The sequence below is a fragment of the Methylobacterium nodulans ORS 2060 genome, from assembly GCF_000022085.1.
GTDB lineage: Bacteria > Pseudomonadota > Alphaproteobacteria > Rhizobiales > Beijerinckiaceae > Methylobacterium > Methylobacterium nodulans.
Window position 1 is genome coordinate 4386582 of sequence record NC_011894.1, and the last position, 19551, is coordinate 4406132.

Here is a 19551-nt window from a genome sequence, read left to right on the forward strand (position 1 = left end):
CGACTTGACTCGGCCTCATAGCAGAAATTCTTGGAACGTCTTCCTCAACTGAGGCATCGACAGGTACTGATCGAACAACGCCCGCCCGTTGTGGGCGATCTCAGCATAGCGATCGCTATGACCAACGGCTTGCTCGATGAGGTCGTGCATCGCGCCGCTCTCAGTCCGGAAGCAAAAGAAAGCCGCCGATCCTGCGCGCAGGAAGCGGCCAGGCGACGAGTCGGCCCGGCTGTGGAGCAGGACCGGCCGGCCCGTCGCAAGATAAGTGCTCAGCTTGGACGGAAAGCAGAGGTTCGCCTCCTCCCGATACTCCTCGGAGAACCAATAGGGGCAGTAGAGGAGATCGAGCTGCGCCAATTCCGAGATCAGCTGTGCCTGCGGCAGCCAGGGCCGCTTGACGATCACCTCCTGTCCACTCTCGACCGGAGGCAGCCTATCGGCGAAGACGTGAAGCTCAACGGCCGACCACCACGTGTTCCAGCGGAGCTTCGCCATGGCTCGGACCAGAGCGTTGAACTCCTCCCAGGCATAGGGTTGGCCGGCGAAGCCGATGCGGATGCTCCTCGGCTGCGGCGCCTCGGCCGGCGGCAGTGCGAGCGCCGGATCCACGGCTGGCACGACCGGCACCGCCCGCACCCCGAACTCCCGATGATAGGCGGCGCACATCGCCCATGAGGTGGCGGCGCAGCTTCGCGCGCCACGCAGCACATCATTGAATTGCCCGACCGCCTCGGTGGAGGTCTCCGGGTCGACATTGTGGGCCCGAAGCCACCAGCCTGGAGGATCCATGACCTGGACGCGGAGCGGGAAGTCGGAGGTGGCGAGGAGCCGGTGGGCAACCCGGATCAGGGTCTGGCCCTCGAGGACAATCCAGATCTCCTCCGCGCCCACCTCATACGCAAAGGCGATCAACTCAGAGGTGAGCTCGGGAATTACCGTGTCGGCGACAGCGCGCTCCTTTTGTCGCACCTCGTCATCAGGCGGGTAATAGAGCTCGTTCGGCTTAGCGATAACCTTGATCGGCACGCGCTCCGCGTAGTGAGGCGGCACGTGGGGAGTGAGGTGCGGGTTCTGGAGCACGAAGATGCCAGCAGGGTCGCCTGCCGCCGCTAGGATACGGTCCAAGAACAGGCCCCCACTGTAGTTCGTGCAGGGCGGAACGCCGGCGACGAGAAGAGTTCGGTTAAGCTGCCCCATCGGTCTCCAGCCAATTCAGGTAGCGGCGTGGATCGAAAGACGATGTATCCGGCCCGGGCGCCGCATCATCGCCGTCGGCGGCAGCCGTCTCGTTCGCAAGGTGAGTGAGGGCGCTGATGACCTCCTCGGCCGCAGGGTCCACGAGCACCAGGGCACGGAGATGCCGGGCGAGCTCGCGAGCGGGCGAGCCACAGCCCGTGGCCAGGACGGGCAGCGCCGTCCGTGTCGCCTGCCGCGCCAGGAGAGCGGCGGAGACAGGGTCCTCAGAGGGGAGCCACAGCAGCTGCGCTCGGGTCGCACCGACATAATCCATGAGCGCTCCTTCGGCCGGGGGCTCGGCCAGGAGGAGGGAGCGCCGCCGGAGGCAGCCCGGCAGGAGATGAGGCACACAGCCGAGCGCCGTCACGCTGAAGGGCAGTTCTCGCTCGTCGATGAGGCGGCAAACTTCGTCGATCAAACGGAGTTGTTCCGGTCCGATCGCGTTCGCGAAGGTCAGGATGCGGCAGCGCCCATCGGGGCCGTTCCGGAACGAGCGTGCCGCAACATGGCGCGGGCTCGGCAACCCGGGCAACGGCACTTCCTCGAAATGCAGGGATGGGCATTTGGAGCGAAGCGTCTCGGCCAACTCCGGCGCAGGCACCAGGACCCGCTCGGCGCGCCCGAGCGCCTCCGCGAGCCGCGGGCCGTGGCGGCTCGTCCGCGTGATGCCCTCGCTGGCTAGCAGCGTCACGTCGAACGGCAGGGACAGCGCATCCAGTAACGGCTCCAGGGTTCCGGTCGGCCAGGAAAGCCCGATCAGGTCGACCCGCGCGACACCCCAATCTCGCAGCATCGAGCCGAGCTCGACTGGGTCAATACCGATGACCTGCAGCGGATCCGGCTTCACACCCCTACCGTGGCCTTCGACGTTGAGGCGGCCATCCTGCATGCGGGAGACTATTAGGACGCGAACGGACCGGCTCACCTGCTCAGCGAGAAGGCGCGCGTAGAGCCTAGCCTCCCGGCTGCTGTCCGTGACCAGCGCCAGGCAGGGCGCGCCCATCGGGAAGTGCGGCCGGTTTCGCGCCTCCGCCGCCGAAAGGGGCTGCGGCCCCGATCGAGCAGGCCTTTCGTCGCCGGCCGCGACTACCTGCTCCTCGACCGACATGCCGTCAGACGGCAGAACCAACACGTCGCCACAAAAAGCGATCTGCTGGACCCAACCCCAGCCCTCGGCGTCGACTCCCCGCTCCAGCGCGGACCGCATGAGCCCGATCCGGGCTACTGCTCCAGCGAACGGGCCAAAGACGGTGCCGAACGTGTTGCTCGACAGGGCCACTTCGACTTCGCCGGAAAGCACAGGGTCGATCCGCGCAGCCAAGACAGACCCGCAGGGCGGCGCCGCACCTTCCCAGAGGAGCACGAGATCCGAGTCGTCCAGCGCATCGCCGAGCCGCCGGAGGACGTCGACCCAGCTAAAGCCGTCGGACAAGGGCAGGACCGCTCCGAGGCGCCCCATCGTGGCGATCTCGCGGGCAATGGCTGTCGGCCCAGCATCGCCGGCCTTCAGGGCAAAGAGGAGGCTCACTGCGCCATAGCCCTCCGCCTCAAGGCGAGCCCGCAGGGTCAGCCCATCCTCCAGGCGCGAGCCAGAGACGACGACCGTCAGCCGCTGCCGCGCGCGAATCTCGCAGGCCCAGCTCTCCAGCCAATTTGCGGCGCCCCGCATCGGCGCCATGTATGAGGCAGTCCGCCGTAGCCGGGCCAGGAGCCGCGTGTCGGAGGCCGCGATGCGGTCGCGCCGGTCGCCCGTGATCTCGGCCAGCATCTCCATCCAGAGCACGTTGGCCTCATCGAGGTGCCGCCCGTCGCGGGAGCCCTGGTCCGGATGCTGCCGGCTTTGGACGAGGTAGCCTGGCACCGGAACGAAGCGGAAGTGCCGCGACATGCGGAACCAGAGCTGATAGTCCTGCGTCGTCGGCAGGCTCTCGTCGAAGGTACCGGCCACCTCAAAGCAGATGCGGGGGATCAGAAGGGCACAGCCATTGAGCATGCCCTCCATCACGTGCCAGACCGGGTTGTCGCTCGGCGCGATCTGGTTCGTGACGGGTACCTCATGCAGGAGCTGGCCGAACCTGTCGATGAGGACGAAATCGCTGAACGCAATCGCGGGTCGCGAGAGGCCTCGCAGTGCCTCGACCTGAGCGGCAACCTTCTCGGACCTGTACAGGTCGTCGTGGCTGAGCCAACTGAAATACTCGCCCTTCATCTCGCGGATGCCGACGTTGAGGGCTGACGCGACTCCCCCATTCGGCTTGTGGATGTAGCGGATCTGGTCGCCGTATGAGGCCGCCACTGCCTGGGTCTCGCCGCCGTCTGTAGATCCGTCGTCTACGACGAGCACCTCAAGGTTTTGCCAAGTCTGCGCCAGCACGCTGTCGATGGCCTCGGCGAGCCAATTGCCGCCGTTGAAGACCGGGATGATGACGGAGACGAGCGGCCCCTCCTCCCCCAGCTGCGGGGCCGAATACACGTCACGTTTGTCGGGCATGGGCGACCTCGTGTTTGTCGGGCACGGGCGACCTCGTCAGGATGCGCGCGAGGCGCGGGCGGCCTCGATGAGGGAGGCGTAAGCGGCAAGAACAGACTCGCGGTTGATCCCAGGATCCCAGCGCTGTGAAACCTCGTCGCGATTGCGCAGAGCGGCCGCATCCACGAGTTCGTCGTCCTGCACAGCACGGACCAGCGCCTCCGCCATCGCGGCCGTGTCGTGCGGGTCGACGATGAAGGCATCGCGGCCATTCCTGACCCATTCCGACGCACAGGACGTATTGGCCACGATCGGGAAAGTCCCGACGCTCATCGCCTCCAGGAGCGTGGTCCCGATCCCGTCCGAGATGCCCGTGCCAACAACGACGCGGGCCTCCGCCAGCCGGCGCATGGCGTCCGCGTGCTGTTCCAGGTGAGGCGCCGCCTCGATGTCCAGACCTGCGGCCTGCCGAATCTCGGCAATGGACCCACTCGCCTGCGGTCCCGTGAACAGCACCCTGATCGGGTTGGATCGGAGCTGTGGGGCCGCCAAGTAGATCGCCGACAGGATGTGCAGCCCACGTCCTGACCAGCCGTGATAGCCCTTCACCAGAATTGATCGGCGCTGGGACGGCGGCAGCACGGCGAGGGCGCCGTCGACGCGCATGCCGCCTGAGGCGGGAATCGGATCGAAGGCCACGCCCTCGTAGCCGAGCCTCCGCGCCAGCGCGACATCGCGGCCGCATTCTGCCCAATACGCATCGATCTGGCCGAAGAGGCGGTGGATGATGGGACGATGCGCGGGCAGCTTCACGAAGAGTTGGATGTCGCTTCCCCAGTTCGACAGCAGCCACCTCGGGAAGGCCGCGCCCATCCGCCGCTTCGCTTCGAGCGTGAGATAGCCGGCGACCTGCACTTCCATGCTGTGCACCAGGTCTGGATCGAGTGCCCGTATCGCCGACGTGACGTGGTGGGCGGTGACAACGTGCGTCGAGCTCTGGAAGGCCGGATGCTCCTCGCGCTTGAAGCCGGCACCAAAATCGACTGCCTCGGCCTCCGCCCATGAGACGGAGCCGTGATCAAAGACTCCCAACTCGCCGCGCTTAAGGTCGCACAGATCGTCCGCCTTACTGACCAGGCGGAACGGCGCCAGCTCTCCAATCGGGGGCGCCCTCATCACCGGTATCACCACGAAACGCAGGTCGCAGTCGCGAACCATCCCGAGCCAGCGGGCGACGTGGATGCTGTTGACCATCGCAACGATCGCGATGACGGGAGAGGACTCGCTTTTCACAGGCATCCGCGTCAGTCCCAGAGGCAGGCGGCTAAGAGGTTGGCCAGGCGACGGGTGTCGTGCGCAGCCCTCACCGACCTGAGCGTCTGCGGCCTTCCAGGGGTCGGTCGAGGAAACTGGACCGCGACGACCGTCGGAATGCCAATCTGCTCGGCGGCAGTCAGCAAGGGATGATCGGCGCAATTGAAGCGGATGGAAGCATAGAGCCTCGCTCCATCGAGCACGCTCCGGCCCTCCTCGTCGATAAAGAAGCGCACGGCAGCGCCGGTGTCGTAGCTGAGAGCTCTGGCCGCGACGGGTACGACCGGATCCGTCGCCCCAACGACATCCACGGACACTTCGCGGAGGCGGGGGCCGCATAGGTGCAGCGCCGAGATCAGGAAGAGGGCACGGCCTTGCTCGTCCTCGCGGCCATCGATGACAAGTCGCAAGCTTGGTGGGCCATCGCCCGTATCCGAGAACGATCGATCCGACACCATGAAATCCCGCAGACTCACATTTGTTGCATCGCACACCGCCTAACTTCCAAGGCTTGCATATTGTCAAGATCGGCGGGCGGCGGTGCAGTGGCCCAGCCGTCGATCGTCCGGGAGCGGAAGCACGCTGTCGGCGCCCGTTAGAGGCAGGGCGTCAAAATGCCAGTCCAGTCACTCGGATCACGCCGGATTGAGGGTGGACCCCGAACAGGGTGATCGTGTCCCAGCCGAGCCGGTCAGCCTCAGGCCCGAAGTCGTCCACGAAGCGGCGGTTATGCGCGCCCGCTACAAACGGAGAGAGCCGGCAGTCTTGTTGGCCAGCATGCGGCTGGATCTCTCTGCTAGCCTTTTGGGGCTCCTCTGGGCTCCTGGCTGCGAGCGTGAGAATGAGGCCGGTGCTGCCCCTCTCAAGCCCGCCGCGCAGGTCGCAACACGATCGTGGTGATTAGTCCCCGCCGCCGCCTCCGGTGTCCCCGCTGCTACTATCACCCCCACTGCTATCAGCACTGTTGTCAAAACTAGCGTCAAGCACAGCGAGATCTGCGCTTAGTGTATCCAGTGCCGAATAATCGAAATTCTCCAAACTAAACACTGATCCAAAATCGGTGCTATCAGAAAAATCGTCTACTCCTTGGTATGCTCTCATAAGCGAAGAAAGCTGGGCGATATATGGCCTTATTTCTTCTACGGCGAGTATAGATACTCCCAAGGTCGAAACTAGAGCCGCAGCTTGAGCTGGATCATTGTCAAGGTATTTAAGTATCTCCTTTGCTTTCTGCACAAGGCCAAGCAATCTGTTGCGTTCAATTTCGCCGGAGGACGTGGTGCGGTATCGAGTAACTGGTATGATCCACATCAGCTTTTCGCGTCTTGCTTCAATCAAGCCTCGATTCATAAGTGAAGGAACGATATGTTGGCTATTGAATGAAGATAGAGTTGAACCAAATTGCTTTTTTAGCCGCGATACTACTTTCGGCATAGCCTCGCCGGTCGTGCCGATGGGAGCAAGCGTCTCGAGGACTGCGCCGTCTGGGCCAGATATGGCCGCAGGGGTGTTCTCTGTAAGTTTTAGCAAAACCGATCGTCTCTTGATATTGGCAAATCCCTTCTGTATATTTTCCTCAATTTTCATAAGCCCTTGCACAATGAAAGATATGATGGTTATTTTGATGGCATCGACGCTACGATCCTGCCCGAGGTGCATCAAGCCAAGAACTTCAGCTGGGCACAGTTCTATTTCCGCGCTCATGAACGCTTCCCCATTCTGCAATTTGCGGTGCATTAGGAACGCCCGATCTGCCACTTACCAAACGTAGCCAGAAATAACGTCCCGGAAATCATGGAAGATGCGGCTGTCACGAAGGTTGCCATCATAGATCGTCTTGGTTTCAAATCGTGAATCTTGAACCGTATGATTAGAAGACAGCCAGCACCACTCGGAGATTTTCTCCACATATACGGATTCAAGACAGCTCTGCTCTCAGGTAGATGTCTCTGCCAGTATATGGGGATCGTGATATGAGCCATAAACGATAGTCATTAATTGGCCTGTGCTGTAGTTATATGCTTTACTGTAGGAGTTGATAGACATATTGGGGCGCCAACCACTTTCTCGGATCAGTCTCAAGCTGTGAACTACGTTACGTGTCATCTGATTGTGTTCCACTTGAGAGAAGACACGGACTTTAACGCCACCTCGGTACATTTAGGTTGCACCTCCAGAGTAGGATTTTACTCCGCTGCAGAGCTAGTTAGTCAGAGCTGGAAACCGTTCAGACAAGCATGTTGATTGCCTAATCCGTTTGGCGTAGCCCATACGAGTTAGGCTAGTTTGGGCGGCTATAAGCAGGAATTAGCCATCTCTGCGGCCCTGTTCGAACCTAGCAAGCCGCCATCACTGCCATCCGGCCATCCCACCAGCCATTGCGACGGTTCCACCGGCCTCCACGGTACCGGGTTATCTCTTTGAGTATGCGTTCCTATTCCAAACTGACCTCCGCCCCTGGGCTCATCCGGCGGGACCAGGACAGCTACTCGCGGCTCACGATCGTCACGGCAGGCAGGTTGCGGAAGGCGGAGACGCGGCGCTCCTCGACACTTAGGAGCCCGAGATCCCGGGCCGCGCGGATCGCCCGCTTCACCGTGGAGACAGAGACGCCCGCGATGGCGGCGAGGTGCCCATGGGCCAGGGTGCCGCGCCCGTGTTGGGCCGTCTCGGCCGCTACGACCACGGGGACGGCGACCTCCGCGACAATGAACCTACAGGCGATCTGCCGAGCAAGGCGCCCAGAGGCTGCCCAGCGAGCCCACAGCTCCATTCGAGGACGGTGGGGGAGGGGGCGAAAGTGGGTGAATCGGACCGGCGGGACGCTATCCGCGGGTGAGCCTGCGGCATCTAACGGTTCTCGGCGGCGCTGATCACTGACGTTTGGCGAGCCGCACGACGTTGCCGCCCTCGCTTGGCACCAGCGGAATCACGGCCCTCGCCGCAAGCTCCTCCAGGCCGTCAGCAATCCAGCGCCCGTAGTGCCGCTCGATCATCTGGACTGACGTATCGTGCAGCGCCGCGACAAGCCGGATCGGGAGATTCGCCCGGATACCCCGCACGATGCTGGAGTGTCGCAGGGCATACGGGATCACGTCGGGCATCTCGGCCCGGTCGCGGATGAGCTGCCACGGTCGCACCATCTCCGCCGCTGCCTTCCAAGGCCCACGCCCGACACGCTCCCACCGAATGCTGCCGGGCACCTGCTTGTTGCGCCACCTTTCCAGCAGAGGCGCTTCACCCTGTCGCCCGGTCCCGGCCGGCAGGAGAGCTTCGAGCACGTCCGCACCGACCGGCACCGGAACGCTTCCGCTCTTGCCCTTACCCTTCCGAGAGACGGGAACCATCAGGCGGCCATGAGTCCGCTGAACATCACGAACGCGCATCCGTGCGACCTGGGAGAACCGTGCGCCTGTCGCTGCAAGCACGACCACGAGGCGGAACAGATCGCCTTCCCAATGGTCTTCCACATCGATCTCACGCGCAGCTTTCAGCAGGCAGGCCACCTGTGTGTCTGACAAGATCTGGTTATCGCGCGCCAATGGGACCGCCTCGTCGCCGTCACCAGCCTCAGCGCGCAGCCCGTTCTTGACTACGGCCGGAAATGTCGGATTGAGCCGATTGCGGTTTGCGGCATAGGCCCCGTTGAGTGCAGCCTTCAAGTCATTGATGAGCCGTTGCAACGTTGTCGCCTTAAGTGACGCCGGAAGGCCGGCCCGCCATGCCGCGAGGTCGGATTCCTGCATCGCGTGGAGGGCCACACTCGCCAGCGGAGTGGCCGGGATCGCCTTGCGCTTCCCCTTCGCCTCCTGACCGACGATGTACCGAGTGAGCCGGTAGCCGGCATCCGACTGCACATCGCGCCCCTTGCGCCGGCTGTCGCGGGCGTTCCGCTCTGCGATATAGACCTCAACTGCGAGCCGAACCGTCAGAGTGGGGCCGTCCGCTGCGGCCTTGGTTTCGGCTCGCGCTGCCTCGACAGCATCGCGCCCGGCGCGCACGGCGGCGTTGAAGTCCAGCGTGCCTTCTCCCAGTGCATCGTCCGCTGTGCCGAGAGGGGTTTGCCGGTATCCCTTCCCGTGTCGCCAGCGTACCAGCCACACGCCGCCGCGCTTCCCCTTGCGGTAGCCAAGGTGCACGTCCGGGTCGATGCCACGCCAGTGCAGGCCGGCAGGCAAGCGCTGGCGAGCTTGCCGCGTTGTGATCGCCGCCTCCTTAAGAACCTTCGCCATGTCGCTCGCCCCGAACCCGTCGAATATCCGTCAAATATACGGAGGTGGACGGCGATGGACAACGGTGGATGAACATCCGCCTATCGCCTTGATAAATATGGACTTGTATGGACGTCGGTGGATGATGGTCGGGATATGAAGTTCGCCCTTTCACGGCGAAAACACGGGTTCGAGTCCCGTAGGGCGCGCCAGCAAGTCCACGCATGTGGCTGGTGTGCTGGCCATGACCTTCCCGAAATTGTCCCTCGATCTGTTGCTGCGGCCCACCGCTGCGGTGGCTTGCCGAGGTGGCACCGGACGTCGTCGTCAGCGCAAATTCGTTGGCTAGCGGCTGTTCACAAGCCGATCACAATCCCTGCGGCCGCTGGCAAGGCAGTCTTCGAGCTGCGCCTCGTGCCGCAGGACTGTGAACAGCCAGACGCCTCCGAACACCAGCGCCAGGACGAGGCCGAGCGCTAGCACGCTTCGCAGACGCTGACGGTCGTCATCGGGAGATCCTTGGCTCATGAACTCGTGTCCCTCCCATCCGGACGGTTCGCGATCACCCGGAGCGTCCCGAGAGAGCGCCGGCCTGACCGCGTCGAGCCGGGCCCCCTCGTCGCCATCGAGTGCGGGAAAACTCCGCATGACGGCAGACGCGAGGCTCCGCCCCGGTCAGGCGGTCCGCTGCACAATTCCTTAAGACGACGAGGTGAGTTTGTTCCAGAGCCGAGGAGAAGTCGCGGTCCGCAGATGGCGCCGGCCGGACTGCTGGCCAATCGGGCCCGTCGCGCTCCCGAACACTCTGCCCAAAAGGGACGCGTCAGTGATGGAAGTCGAGACCCGCGCGCGCGTGATCGAGACCGCGCTGATGATGATCGCCAAGTATCTGCACGACAAGGACCCGAATTTCCGGGCCCATGTGAACGCCAAGCTGGACGCCCAGATCATGACCGTGGCGTCGAAGGGCGACAGGGCGGATGCCGAGAAGGACGCCGCCGTCGACTTCTTCAGCGAGGTTCGCCGCCTGTTGAACCCGGGGCGGTGATCGCCTTCGGGTGAGCCGGCGGAGCGGTGCATCCGAAAGCTCCGGACCGGGCAGCGACGGGTCGCGCACCAAAGGGCCTGCATCGGTCATTCAGAGACGATGGCAGGAACCTCGTGCCGGATTGGCACACCGGACGAGCGAGGCGTCGGCGCGCGATCGGCAAGTCCCGCTGCGGGGCCGGCCGCGCGGGCCTCTCGGAGGCCGGCCCGCGTTAAGCAAGCTCGCGAAAAGCCCGGCTGCGCCGGCATGGCTTGGCGCGCGCTTCGCTCCGACGGGCGGGGCTGTCCCGAAATCGGGACAACGCGCGGGAGAGCACCGATGCATGCGCCGAGCAGGGCCGACATGGCCGTCGCGGCAGCCAAGGCCGACCCGGACGGCAAGGCCGGCGCAGGCGCGCCCGGCGCTGCGGTGCGCTCACTGAATATCCGCTGCCGGACCATCGACGAGCCCGACCTCGACGCGGTGCTTCGTTTGCTCCGCAAGGGCTTCCCAGACCGGTCGGAGGCGTATTGGCGCAGGGGCCTGACACGGCATCGGGCGCGGCCCCTTCCGCCCGGCGTCCCGCGCTACGGCTTTCTCCTGGAGCACGAGGGCGAGCCCGTGGGCGTCCTACTTGCCCTCTGCCAGGTGGTCGAGCGGGAGGCAGGCTCCCACCTGCGCTGCAACCTGTCGAGCTGGTACATGGAGCCGCGCTTCCGCGCGCTCGGGGTCCTCCTCGACGGCTACGCGATGCGCGACAGGACGATGACCTACGTGAACGTCTCGCCCGCACCCCACACCTGGGCGATGCACGAGGTGCGCGGCTTCCGGCGCTTCTGCCAGGGGCAGATGCTCGTCCTCCCGGCCCTGAGCCGCGCGCCGAACGGGCAATCCGTGCGGGGATGCTCGGCCGAGGCCCTTCGCGTGCTGCCGGCCTCCGAAGCACGCCTCGTCAGCGACCACCATTCTTACGGCTGCATCAGCCTGGTCTGTGCCGAGGGCGAGCGGGCCGGGGCCATCATCTTCCAGCGGCGGAGCCTGAACCTCGTCCCCGGGCGAAGGGCATGGCCGCGGCTGCCCTGCTTCCAGGTCGTCTACCGCTCGCCGAACCTGGACCTGTCCACCTGGCTCGGCGCCATTGGGCGCCATCTCCTGCGCCATCATGCGATGCCGTGGTTCGTGATCGATGCCGACGGCCCGGTGAGGGGCGCCTTCGGGCGCTACTTCGCCGGACGCGCCCCGAAGGTCTATCGCGGGCCGAACCCGCCGGATCCGGGCGACCTCTCCTACACGGAGATCGTGCTGTTCGGGGCGTGATCCGGTTTCCGAACGATCGTTCGAAGACCGGATCACCAAGCCCGCGCGGCGACGAGCATCACGCACGGCCGCGAGACATCGGAGGAGTGGACCACCATGCACAACATGCTGCTGTCCCTCGCGATCGTGGTGTGGTTCCTGCTCGCCTACCCGATGGCGAGACATCATCTCGCGACCGTCACTGCGCCGCAGAACGTGCCGCTGCCCGTGCCGATGACGCTGGTCGCGGTCTTCGCCTTCATGCCGCTCGTCTTCGTCGTGCCGCGCACGGACGGCAATGCCGTCCTGGAGGAGGGGCTGACCGCCTCCAACATCGTCACGCTGGTGCTCACCGGGCTGACCGGCCTTTATCTCGCGGTCAAGGTCGTCATGGACCGGCGCATCCTGCTCGTGCCGTTCTCCATGCCCTACCTGCCTTTCACGCTGATGATCGCGGTCAACGGCCTCAGCACGCTCTGGTCGATCGTGCCCGCCTACACGGCCTATCGCACGGTTGAGCTCGGCATCTTCTATCTCGCCAGCATCCTGATCTTCGATCGCAGCGATATCGAGCGCCGCCTGGCCGACCTGCTCGCGATCTTCGTGGTGGTCTGGCTGGTGGCCGTCGCGCCCATCATCGCCGAGAGCCTCGCCAGCGGCATCGTGTTCTCGGCGGCCAAGAACAACATGATGCCTCTCGTCTGCGCGGCTCTCGGGCTCCTCGTGGCGTTCGATCCCCGCGCGCCGCGCCGGGCGGCCTACCTGCTGCTCGCCCTCATCGGTTTCATCATCGCGGGTTCGGCCGCGAGCACGGGGGCGCTCGTCGCGGTCGTACCGGGCCTGATGATCGCGTCGCCGCACCGACGCATCCGCATCCTCGGAGGCGTCACGGCCGCCCTGGTCGTGGCCGCCTTTCTCGTCCTGATGCTCGGCCTCTCGGCCTTCCCGGCTCTCCTCGACCTGCTCTCGGCCCTGCTGCAGAAGCCGCCGGACGAACTCGCGAACGCGACCGGGCGCGGCACCTTCTGGCCGACCTTCATCAAGGCGACGCAGGACCATCTTGTCGGGTCGGGTTTCTCGGCGGGGGATCGCTTCGTCCAGCTCCTCACCTCGACCACGGAGCTCGCCGAGGAACTGGGGCGCGACGCGGTCTTCATCACGAGCTCGCACAACATGTTCCTCAGCGCCTGGGCGGGAACCGGCATCGTGGGGATCGGCTTTGCGGCCGTGGTGCTGGGCACCGCGATCCGGTGGGGCATGGTGCTGCACCTTCGCCACCGCCGCTTCATCGTCACCATGGTGATCTTCCTCGCCCTCAACGGCATGACGACGCCCGGCATCTTCCAGGACTGGAACGTCAACGTCCTCGGTTTCGTGGCGATGCTGGCCTATTGCCGCATCGGCGCCCTGAGGCGGGGCCGCGAGGCCGGGCTCGCCATGGTCCGGACGGGGGGCGGGCCGCTCCGGGTTGCGCAGGCATGGCACGCCTCTTGAAGCAAGAAACTCCGTGAGCAGTCGAACGGCCATTGATGTCCCAAAGTCGATCGATTGCCGCTCGGAAAGCACGGATCCGGACGGCGATCCCCGAGGCCGGGACTTAACGCAGCGGCCGGAACCGGCTCGAAGATTGGAAGAGTCTACGATGACCATGATCGAGCGCGTCCCGTCGGCGGTGCTGTTCGACGCCGAGCCGAGCGGGAAGCCCGCCTCATCGTCGGAGCCCTGGTTTCTCGATCCGCGGGAGATCGTTCAGGCTCTCCGGCCCCGGTGGGCGATCGTCCTCTGCCCGGTCCTCGGTCTGGCCGCCGCGGCGCTCGTCTGGATCCTCTGCGTCCCACCGAAATTCCCGGCCTCGACCCAGATCCTGATCGACCCGCGCGGACTTCAGGTGATCAAGGACGGCGTGACGCCGGCCGACCAGGCCAGCGATGCCAGCCTGCTCCTGGTGGACAGCCAGATCCGGGTGCTCACCTCCGACGACGTGCTGACGCGGGTCGTCGAGCGTTTCGATCTGGAACACGATCCTGAGTTCGGCGGCGCCACCTCTCTCCTCGACACTTTGCGCGCCCGCATCGCCGCCGCGCTCGGCCAACGCCCGGTCGCGGCCGATCCCAAACTCACGGCGCTGCGCGCGCTGCGCGAGCGGACCGGCGCCCGCCGCCTGGAGCGGAGCTTCGTGGTCGAGCTCGGCGTCACCACGGAGGACCGGGAGAAATCCGCCCGGCTCGCCCAGGCCGTCACCGAGACCTATCTGGCCGCCGATGCCGAGACGCGGGCGCAGCTCACCCGGAGAGCCGGCGCGGCCCTGTCCGGCCGCCTCAGCGAGCTGCAGGAGGCGCTCCGCCAGGCCGAGGATCGCGCGCAGGAGTTCCGCGCCGCCAACAACATCGTGGGCACGCGCGTCCAGCTCGTGAGCGAGCAGCAGCTCACGCAGCTCAGCGACCAGCTCGGCGCCGCCCGCGCCAAGGTCGCCGAGCAGCGCGGCCGCCTCAAGCAGATCGAGGCCCTGGCAGAAGGCAGGATCGGCTTCGACGCGGTTACCGAGGTGGTGCAATCGGCGACGATCGGGCAGCTGCGCACCCAGCTCGCGCAGCTCGAAGCCGTGCGTGCGGACATGATCGTCAATCTCGGACCGCGCCATCCGGCCTTACGCACCAGCGAGGTCCAGGTGCGCAGCCTGCGCAGCCAGATCGATGCCGAGATCAGACGCATCGCCGCGGCGGCGCGCAACGAGTACAAGGCAGCGCTTGCCAATGAAGCGGCCCTCTCGGCGACCCTCGACACCCGCAAGCGGGAGGCGCTGACGGTGGGCGAGAGCTTCGTGCGGCTGCGCGAGCTCGAGCGGCAGGTCGAGGCCAGCCGGGCCGTGTACGAGACCTTCCTGGTGCGGGCGCGCGAGCTGCAGGAGCAGCAGCGCCTCGACACCTCCTCGTCGCGCATCATCTCGCCGGCCTCGCCGCCGGCGCGCCGGCAGGGACCGTCTCCGATGGCCATTCTCGCGGCCGCGCTCGCGGGCGGCCTGGGCGTCGGCATCCTCGCAGCCCTCGTCGCCGTGCCGGTCACCGGACGGGTCGGGTCCAGGCGGCGGCTCGAACAGGTGACGGGACTGCCGGTGATCGGGGCTCTGCCGAGGCGGAGCGGCCCGGCGAGCCGGGCCTTCGACCTCGCCGTCGCCCGGGTGGGCGGCCGGCTGCAGCGCGAATGGCCGGCCAAGCGGCCGCTCGCCGTGGTCGCGACCTCGGCGGACGATTCCTGCGGCAAGTCGGCGCTCGCACTCGGGATCGCGTCCTGCGCGGCCGCCGAGGGCCAGCGCGTTCTCCTGGTCGACGCCGACCCGGAGGCGGCTCTCAGCCGCGACCTCGACCAGCATGCCGAGCGGACCGTCAGCGACGTGCTTCGCGGCCGGGCCCTCCTCGGCGACGCGCTGGTGAGGCTGCCGTCCGGCATCGCCTTCCTGCCCGTCGATGACGAGGCGCTGCGAGGCGGTACGGCTGCGCTCGCGGCGGCGCTCTTCGGGACCGGCGAAGACTACGACCTCATCGTCGTTGATGCCGGCCTCATCGGCGGCGCGATGACGGCCGAGCAGCTCGCGCGGGACGACCGTTTCTCGGCCGTGCTCTTCACGGTCAGCACCGCTCGCAGTGCGCTCGCGCCCATCCGGAGCGCGCTCGAGGCCATCGGGCAGGATGCACGGATTCGTCTGGTCGCCACGGACGTGACCTCGGAGTCCTGACGCATGGAGGGCATCCCGGCATGCGGCGCAAGCGGACGGTCGCGGGTGGCGCACCGGTCGCGCCTGTCGGCGCTCTGCCGCAGCGCGGCCCTGATCGGATTGCTGGCCGGAGCCGGCGAGGCACGGGAGCTCCAGCCCGCATTCCTGCGGGTCGCGCCCACCGGCGCCACGCCCGGCCTGAGCGCGCAGGATCGCTTCGCGACGCTTGAGGACGCTCTCGCCCGCGCGGCCGAGCTGCGGCGGCGCGGGGAGGCCGGGCCGATCGTCATCGCGCTCGAGCCGGGTCTGCACCGGGTCGCGCGGGCGGTCAGGATCGGTCCCGAGCACAGCGGGACGCGCGACGGCCCGCTCGTGATCCGCGGGGCTGCCGACGGGACCTCGCGGCTGACCGGCAGCTTGCCCCTGCAGTCGGTGCCAGTTCCGGCGGATCTGCGCGACCGGGTTCCGGAGGTGGCGCGAGAAGCCGTCCGCGCCTATCGGCTGCCCGAGACCCTGGCGCGGGAGCCCCGCTTCCGGCAGCCGAACAGGCTCGGCGACCGCTCGCCGCACGTCATGGAGGTGTTCGACCGGACCGGCGCCCTGCGGCCCGCCCGCTGGCCGAACGACGGCTACGCCAAGGTGCAGCCGGTGGAGCGGTTCGGCCTCCCGGCCTTCGTCTTCGAGGATGCACCCGGTCGGCCCTGGGAGCACGAGCCCGACCTCTGGGCCGAGGGCTTCTGGCGCTGGGACTGGCTTCAGGAGACGATTCCCGTGGGCCAGGTGGAACCGCGGCGCGGCGTGCTCGCCCTCGCCAAGGCGCCCTACGAGGGCGTGAAGGCGGGCGCCCGCGCCGCGCTGGTCCATGCCTTGAGCGAACTCGACGAGGCCGGCGAATGGTGGCGGGACCGGCAGCGCGGCCTCCTGCTCGCCTGGCCGCCCGCCGGGGCGCCCGAGCTCGAAGCGAGCGTGGCCGAATCCCTGATCCTGGCCGACCGGGCGCGGCATGTGCGGATCGAGACCCTCCGGCTCGACCGGGCGCGCGGCGATCTCGTCGTCGTGAAGGGCGGCGAGGACGTCGTCATCCGGCACAGCGACCTCGGATGGGCGGCCGGCCGCGCGGCCGTGTTCGAGGACGTCGCGGGCGGCGGCCTAGAGGGTTGCACGATCCACGACATCGGGGCGACGGCCGTCCGCCTGGCGGGCGGCGATCGCGTCGACCTCTTGCCCGGCGGCCTGTTCCTGCGGGATAGCCGCGTGACCCGCTTCGCCCGCTTGTCGCCGACGCAGAATCCCGCCGTCGATGTCGACGGGGTCGGAGTGCAGGTCGTCGGTAACTACATCCACGACGCGATCGGCTACGCCGTTCACCTGCGGGGCAACGATCACCTCGTCAGCCGGAACGAAGTCGCCCGTCTCCTGCGGGGCGTCAGCGATTCCGGTGCGATCTATGCCGGACGCGACTGGACCGCCCGCGGTTCCGCGATCCAGGAGAACTACATCCACGACATCGAGCCCGCGCCTGGCTTCGAGGTGAAAGGCGTGTATCTCGACGACATGGCGAGCGGACTTAGCGTCAAGCGCAACCTGTTCGTCGCCGTGCAGAAGCCCGTCTTCATCGGTGGGGGCAGCGACAACACCGTTTCCGAGAACGTCTTCGTGTCCTCAAGCCCGGCCGTGAGCCTCGACTCGCGGGGGGAAACCTGGATGGCAGAGGCGGTGACGGACCCCCATTCGGAGATCCGCGCCGCCTACGCGGCCGTTCCGGTGGCCTCGGCGCGATGGCGCGAGCGCTATCCCGGCTTGGCGACGCTCCTCTCCGGCGAGCCCAAGGTGGCCCGGAACAACACGATCGTCGACAATATCTGTCTGAACAGTCGGGAGTTGGTCTTCGAGCAGGCGGGCGATCCGCGCCGGCAGATCATCCTGTTCAACACCATCCTGAGTGTGCCGGGCCTCGTGCTGCCGGCCGGGCGTGAGCCCGAGACGCTCGCCCGGCTTTTCGCCGACCGCAAGGTCCCGCTGCGGATGGATCTCGCGGGGATGCGCCGGGACATTCTTCCGGAATCCCCGTTCCGGGCCATCTCCCGCTGACGGGCGAAGCGGCGCGTCATACGGCTTCCGATTGATCCGTTCGGAGACAAGAGGGCGCGGGGATCCCCTCTCCCACACGGGAGAGGGGATCCCCGCGCGCACTCGTCTCGGAAGGCTTCAGTCGGAAGCCGTATTATCAAGCTGCCAACAGCATCCGATCGAGGGCGTCGAGATAGCCGCGCGCCGCGCCGTCGGGCGTGTAGCGGTGCAGGGCCGCCTCGGCTGCAGCACGCAAGCCGTGCCGCTGCGTCGCATCGTCGAGGAGTTCGAGGGTGGCGTCGATCCAGGCGTCCCGGTCGAGAGCGCGCACGATTCCACAGCCCTCCGCCTCCAGGAGTTCGCGCGCCACGCCCGAATGGGGCGAGGCCAGCACGGCCGTCCCGCTCTGAAGCGCCTCCTGCACCACGATGCCCCAGACGTCGCCGCGGCTCGGGAACAGGAACAGGCGGGCGGAGGCGTAGGTCTCCGCCAGCGCATGCTGGGACAGGAACCCATCGAACCGCGCCGGGATGCCGGCCTCGGCCAAACGCCGCTCCATCTCGGCCCGGAGCGGCCCATCGCCCGCGACCCGCACGGAGAGGCGGCGTCCCCGTGCCAGGCAGCCGAGAACCACCTCCGTGAAGAACCGGGCGCCCTTCACCTCCTCGTTCAGCATGCCGCAGAACAGGACGTCGTAGGGACGCTCCGCATCCGGAGGCGGTGCGGCGGCCGGGCTCCAGGCCGGGAAGAGGGGACTGAGCGCGAAACGCTGCGGGGAGAGCCCGTATTGCGCGAGGAGCCGCGCGCTGCCGGCGCTCGGCCCGATCCCGAAAGCGGCGCCCGACACGATGGCGCGCCGCAGCAGGCGGTGGGGGGCGGAGCGCCCGCCCGGATCGGTCTCCGGCACGCCGTCGGTCCGGATGGCGTAAGGGATGCGCCGCAGGCGGGCCGCCGAGGCGGCGAGCAGCATGGTCGGCGAGAAGTCGTTGAGGACGAGGGCGGCCGGCCGCAGGGAGGCGAGCCGCGGCACCACCGCGGGGTTCAGGTACAGGTTCCGAATCGCGTCGCGATGCCAGCGCAGGCCGGGCAGCACCTCGTGCCGGAAGTGCCGCGGCGCCTCGACGACCCATTGCCGGGCCGTCTCCCGTGGCGTGCACGACAGGACGTGCAGCGGGCGGTCGAGACGCTGCGCCAGATGCTCGTAGAGGCGATGGGTGTAGGGAGCGAGCGCGCCGGTCACCACGACGAGCGGGCGGGGCGCCGCCCCGCGGTCAGGCCGCGCCACGGGACCACCATCCACGCTTGCGCCCCCCGAGAAGCGCCTCGAACTCGAAGAGCGCCCAATGCGGCTCGACCACGTGGCGCGGCATCAGCAGGAAATCCTCCGGCCCGCTTGCGTGGCCGCGCCGCGTCGTGAAGAAGGTGCGATAGCCGCAGGCCTGGGCCAGGCCGGGATCGCGCGTCGGGTCGAAATCGTGCTCGGCCACGCCCCAGGGGCAGGCGAAATGCACGATGTCCTGGCCGGTCAGCGCGGCGAGCCGATGGCGCGATTGGCTCAACTCGGCGGCGACCGCCTCGGACCCGATCCGGCTGAGCCGCGCATGCGTGACGCCATGGGAGCCCACCTGCAGCCCGGCGGCGCACCACGCCGCGACGTCGGCCCGGTTCATGTAGACGCGCTCGCGGCCCTGAAGCGGCGGCGCGTCGATCCAGGCGCTCACCAGGAAGACGATCGCCGGGGCTTTGAGCGCCTGCAGCACCGGCAGGGCGACGTCGACATTGTCCGCATAGCCGTCGTCGAAGCTGATCAGGAAGGCGCGATCGGAGCGCGGCCAGCCGGCGGCGAGACGCTCGACCGCCGTATCGGCGTCGATGAACTCGCCGTGCTGCCGGAGGAATCGCAGCTGCGCGGCGAACCGGTCCTGAAGCGCGACCGGTACGTGATGATAGCAGAGCGTGTAGAGGCCCGGCTCCGCGCAGGCCACCGAGCGCAGCATGGCGCCCCCGCGCAGGGCGAGGTCGCGCAGTCCCGGCGTGTCGCGAAGGGCGGTCTTGACCCAATGGTGCATGAGCGGCCCTGAACTGTATGCGTCGTTACAACACGCTGCGCCTTCAAGCTATGGTGGAAGTCAGTGCGCGCGAGGTTATGGTTACCCCATTGCACAACAGTTGAGCCTGCAGAGGCAGTCCGGCGCATCCCTTGCGATGAGGGCCG

15 protein-coding genes are annotated in these 19551 nt (G+C 67.0%); 5 read left to right on the plus strand and 10 right to left on the minus strand.

What is annotated here, in order from left to right; genetic code table 11:
* Positions 1 to 15 precede the first annotated feature (15 nt).
* The 8 genes from MNOD_RS20455 to MNOD_RS20485 form a co-directional block, all read right to left on the minus strand.
* On the minus strand, positions 16 to 1125 hold the full coding sequence (locus MNOD_RS20455) for a glycosyltransferase family protein (RefSeq protein ID WP_157091525.1): 1110 nt from the start codon (positions 1123 to 1125) through the stop codon (positions 16 to 18).
* Positions 1126 to 1183: 58 nt separating this feature from the next.
* The gene (locus tag MNOD_RS41660; protein WP_244424539.1) at positions 1184 to 3610 is read right to left on the minus strand and encodes a glycosyltransferase; all 2427 of its coding nucleotides are present in this window, start codon (positions 3608 to 3610) and stop codon (positions 1184 to 1186) included.
* A gap of 153 nt (positions 3611 to 3763) precedes the next feature.
* Positions 3764 to 4960: a glycosyltransferase gene (locus MNOD_RS20465; RefSeq protein WP_198157529.1), complete on the minus strand. Its 1197-nt coding sequence runs from the start codon at positions 4958 to 4960 to the stop codon at positions 3764 to 3766.
* Positions 4961 to 5010: 50 nt separating this feature from the next.
* The gene (locus MNOD_RS48170; RefSeq protein ID WP_198157530.1) at positions 5011 to 5496 is read right to left on the minus strand and encodes a hypothetical protein; all 486 of its coding nucleotides are present in this window, start codon (positions 5494 to 5496) and stop codon (positions 5011 to 5013) included.
* Positions 5497 to 5920: 424 nt separating this feature from the next.
* Complete coding sequence (locus MNOD_RS46975; RefSeq protein WP_015930860.1) at positions 5921 to 6724, minus strand: hypothetical protein; 804 nt, start codon at positions 6722 to 6724, stop codon at positions 5921 to 5923.
* Between the two features lie 781 nt (positions 6725 to 7505).
* Positions 7506 to 7706 (minus strand): helix-turn-helix domain-containing protein, encoded by a 201-nt coding sequence (locus tag MNOD_RS20475; protein WP_157091526.1) that lies wholly within the window; start codon positions 7704 to 7706, stop codon positions 7506 to 7508.
* Between the two features lie 187 nt (positions 7707 to 7893).
* Positions 7894 to 9252 carry a tyrosine-type recombinase/integrase gene (locus tag MNOD_RS20480; RefSeq protein WP_015930862.1) on the minus strand — a complete coding sequence of 453 codons (1359 nt, stop codon included), beginning with the start codon at positions 9250 to 9252 and terminating at the stop codon, positions 7894 to 7896.
* Between the two features lie 324 nt (positions 9253 to 9576).
* On the minus strand, positions 9577 to 9759 hold the full coding sequence (locus tag MNOD_RS20485) for a hypothetical protein (RefSeq protein ID WP_015930863.1): 183 nt from the start codon (positions 9757 to 9759) through the stop codon (positions 9577 to 9579).
* Positions 9760 to 10060: 301 nt separating this feature from the next.
* Here MNOD_RS20485 and MNOD_RS20490 point away from each other — a divergent pair, with 301 nt between their 5' ends.
* The 5 genes from MNOD_RS20490 (at position 10061) to MNOD_RS20510 (ending at position 17357) form a co-directional block, all read left to right on the plus strand.
* Positions 10061 to 10279 (plus strand): hypothetical protein, encoded by a 219-nt coding sequence (locus tag MNOD_RS20490; protein ID WP_015930864.1) that lies wholly within the window; start codon positions 10061 to 10063, stop codon positions 10277 to 10279.
* A 318-nt stretch (positions 10280 to 10597) separates the two neighbouring features.
* Positions 10598 to 11575 carry a hypothetical protein gene (locus MNOD_RS20495; protein ID WP_015930865.1) on the plus strand — a complete coding sequence of 326 codons (978 nt, stop codon included), beginning with the start codon at positions 10598 to 10600 and terminating at the stop codon, positions 11573 to 11575.
* A gap of 96 nt (positions 11576 to 11671) precedes the next feature.
* Positions 11672 to 13048, plus strand: coding sequence for an O-antigen ligase family protein (locus MNOD_RS20500; RefSeq protein ID WP_015930866.1), 1377 nt, complete (start codon positions 11672 to 11674; stop codon positions 13046 to 13048).
* Positions 13049 to 13196: 148 nt separating this feature from the next.
* Positions 13197 to 15287, plus strand: a complete 2091-nt coding sequence (locus MNOD_RS20505; RefSeq protein WP_015930867.1) for a GumC family protein — start codon at positions 13197 to 13199, stop codon at positions 15285 to 15287.
* 3 nt (positions 15288 to 15290) lie between these two features.
* Positions 15291 to 17357 (plus strand): right-handed parallel beta-helix repeat-containing protein, encoded by a 2067-nt coding sequence (locus tag MNOD_RS20510; RefSeq protein ID WP_015930868.1) that lies wholly within the window; start codon positions 15291 to 15293, stop codon positions 17355 to 17357.
* Positions 17358 to 17493: 136 nt separating this feature from the next.
* Here the strand turns inward: MNOD_RS20510 and MNOD_RS20515 are convergent, their stop codons facing one another.
* Together MNOD_RS20515 and MNOD_RS20520 are read right to left on the minus strand one after the other, a co-directional pair.
* Entirely contained in the window at positions 17494 to 18621 is a 1128-nt protein-coding gene (locus MNOD_RS20515; RefSeq protein WP_015930869.1) for a glycosyltransferase family 4 protein, read from the minus strand.
* Positions 18608 to 19405 carry a polysaccharide deacetylase family protein gene (locus MNOD_RS20520; RefSeq protein ID WP_015930870.1) on the minus strand — a complete coding sequence of 266 codons (798 nt, stop codon included), beginning with the start codon at positions 19403 to 19405 and terminating at the stop codon, positions 18608 to 18610. The genes MNOD_RS20515 and MNOD_RS20520 overlap by 14 nt, the downstream gene beginning before the upstream one ends.
* Positions 19406 to 19551: the final 146 nt, after the last annotated feature.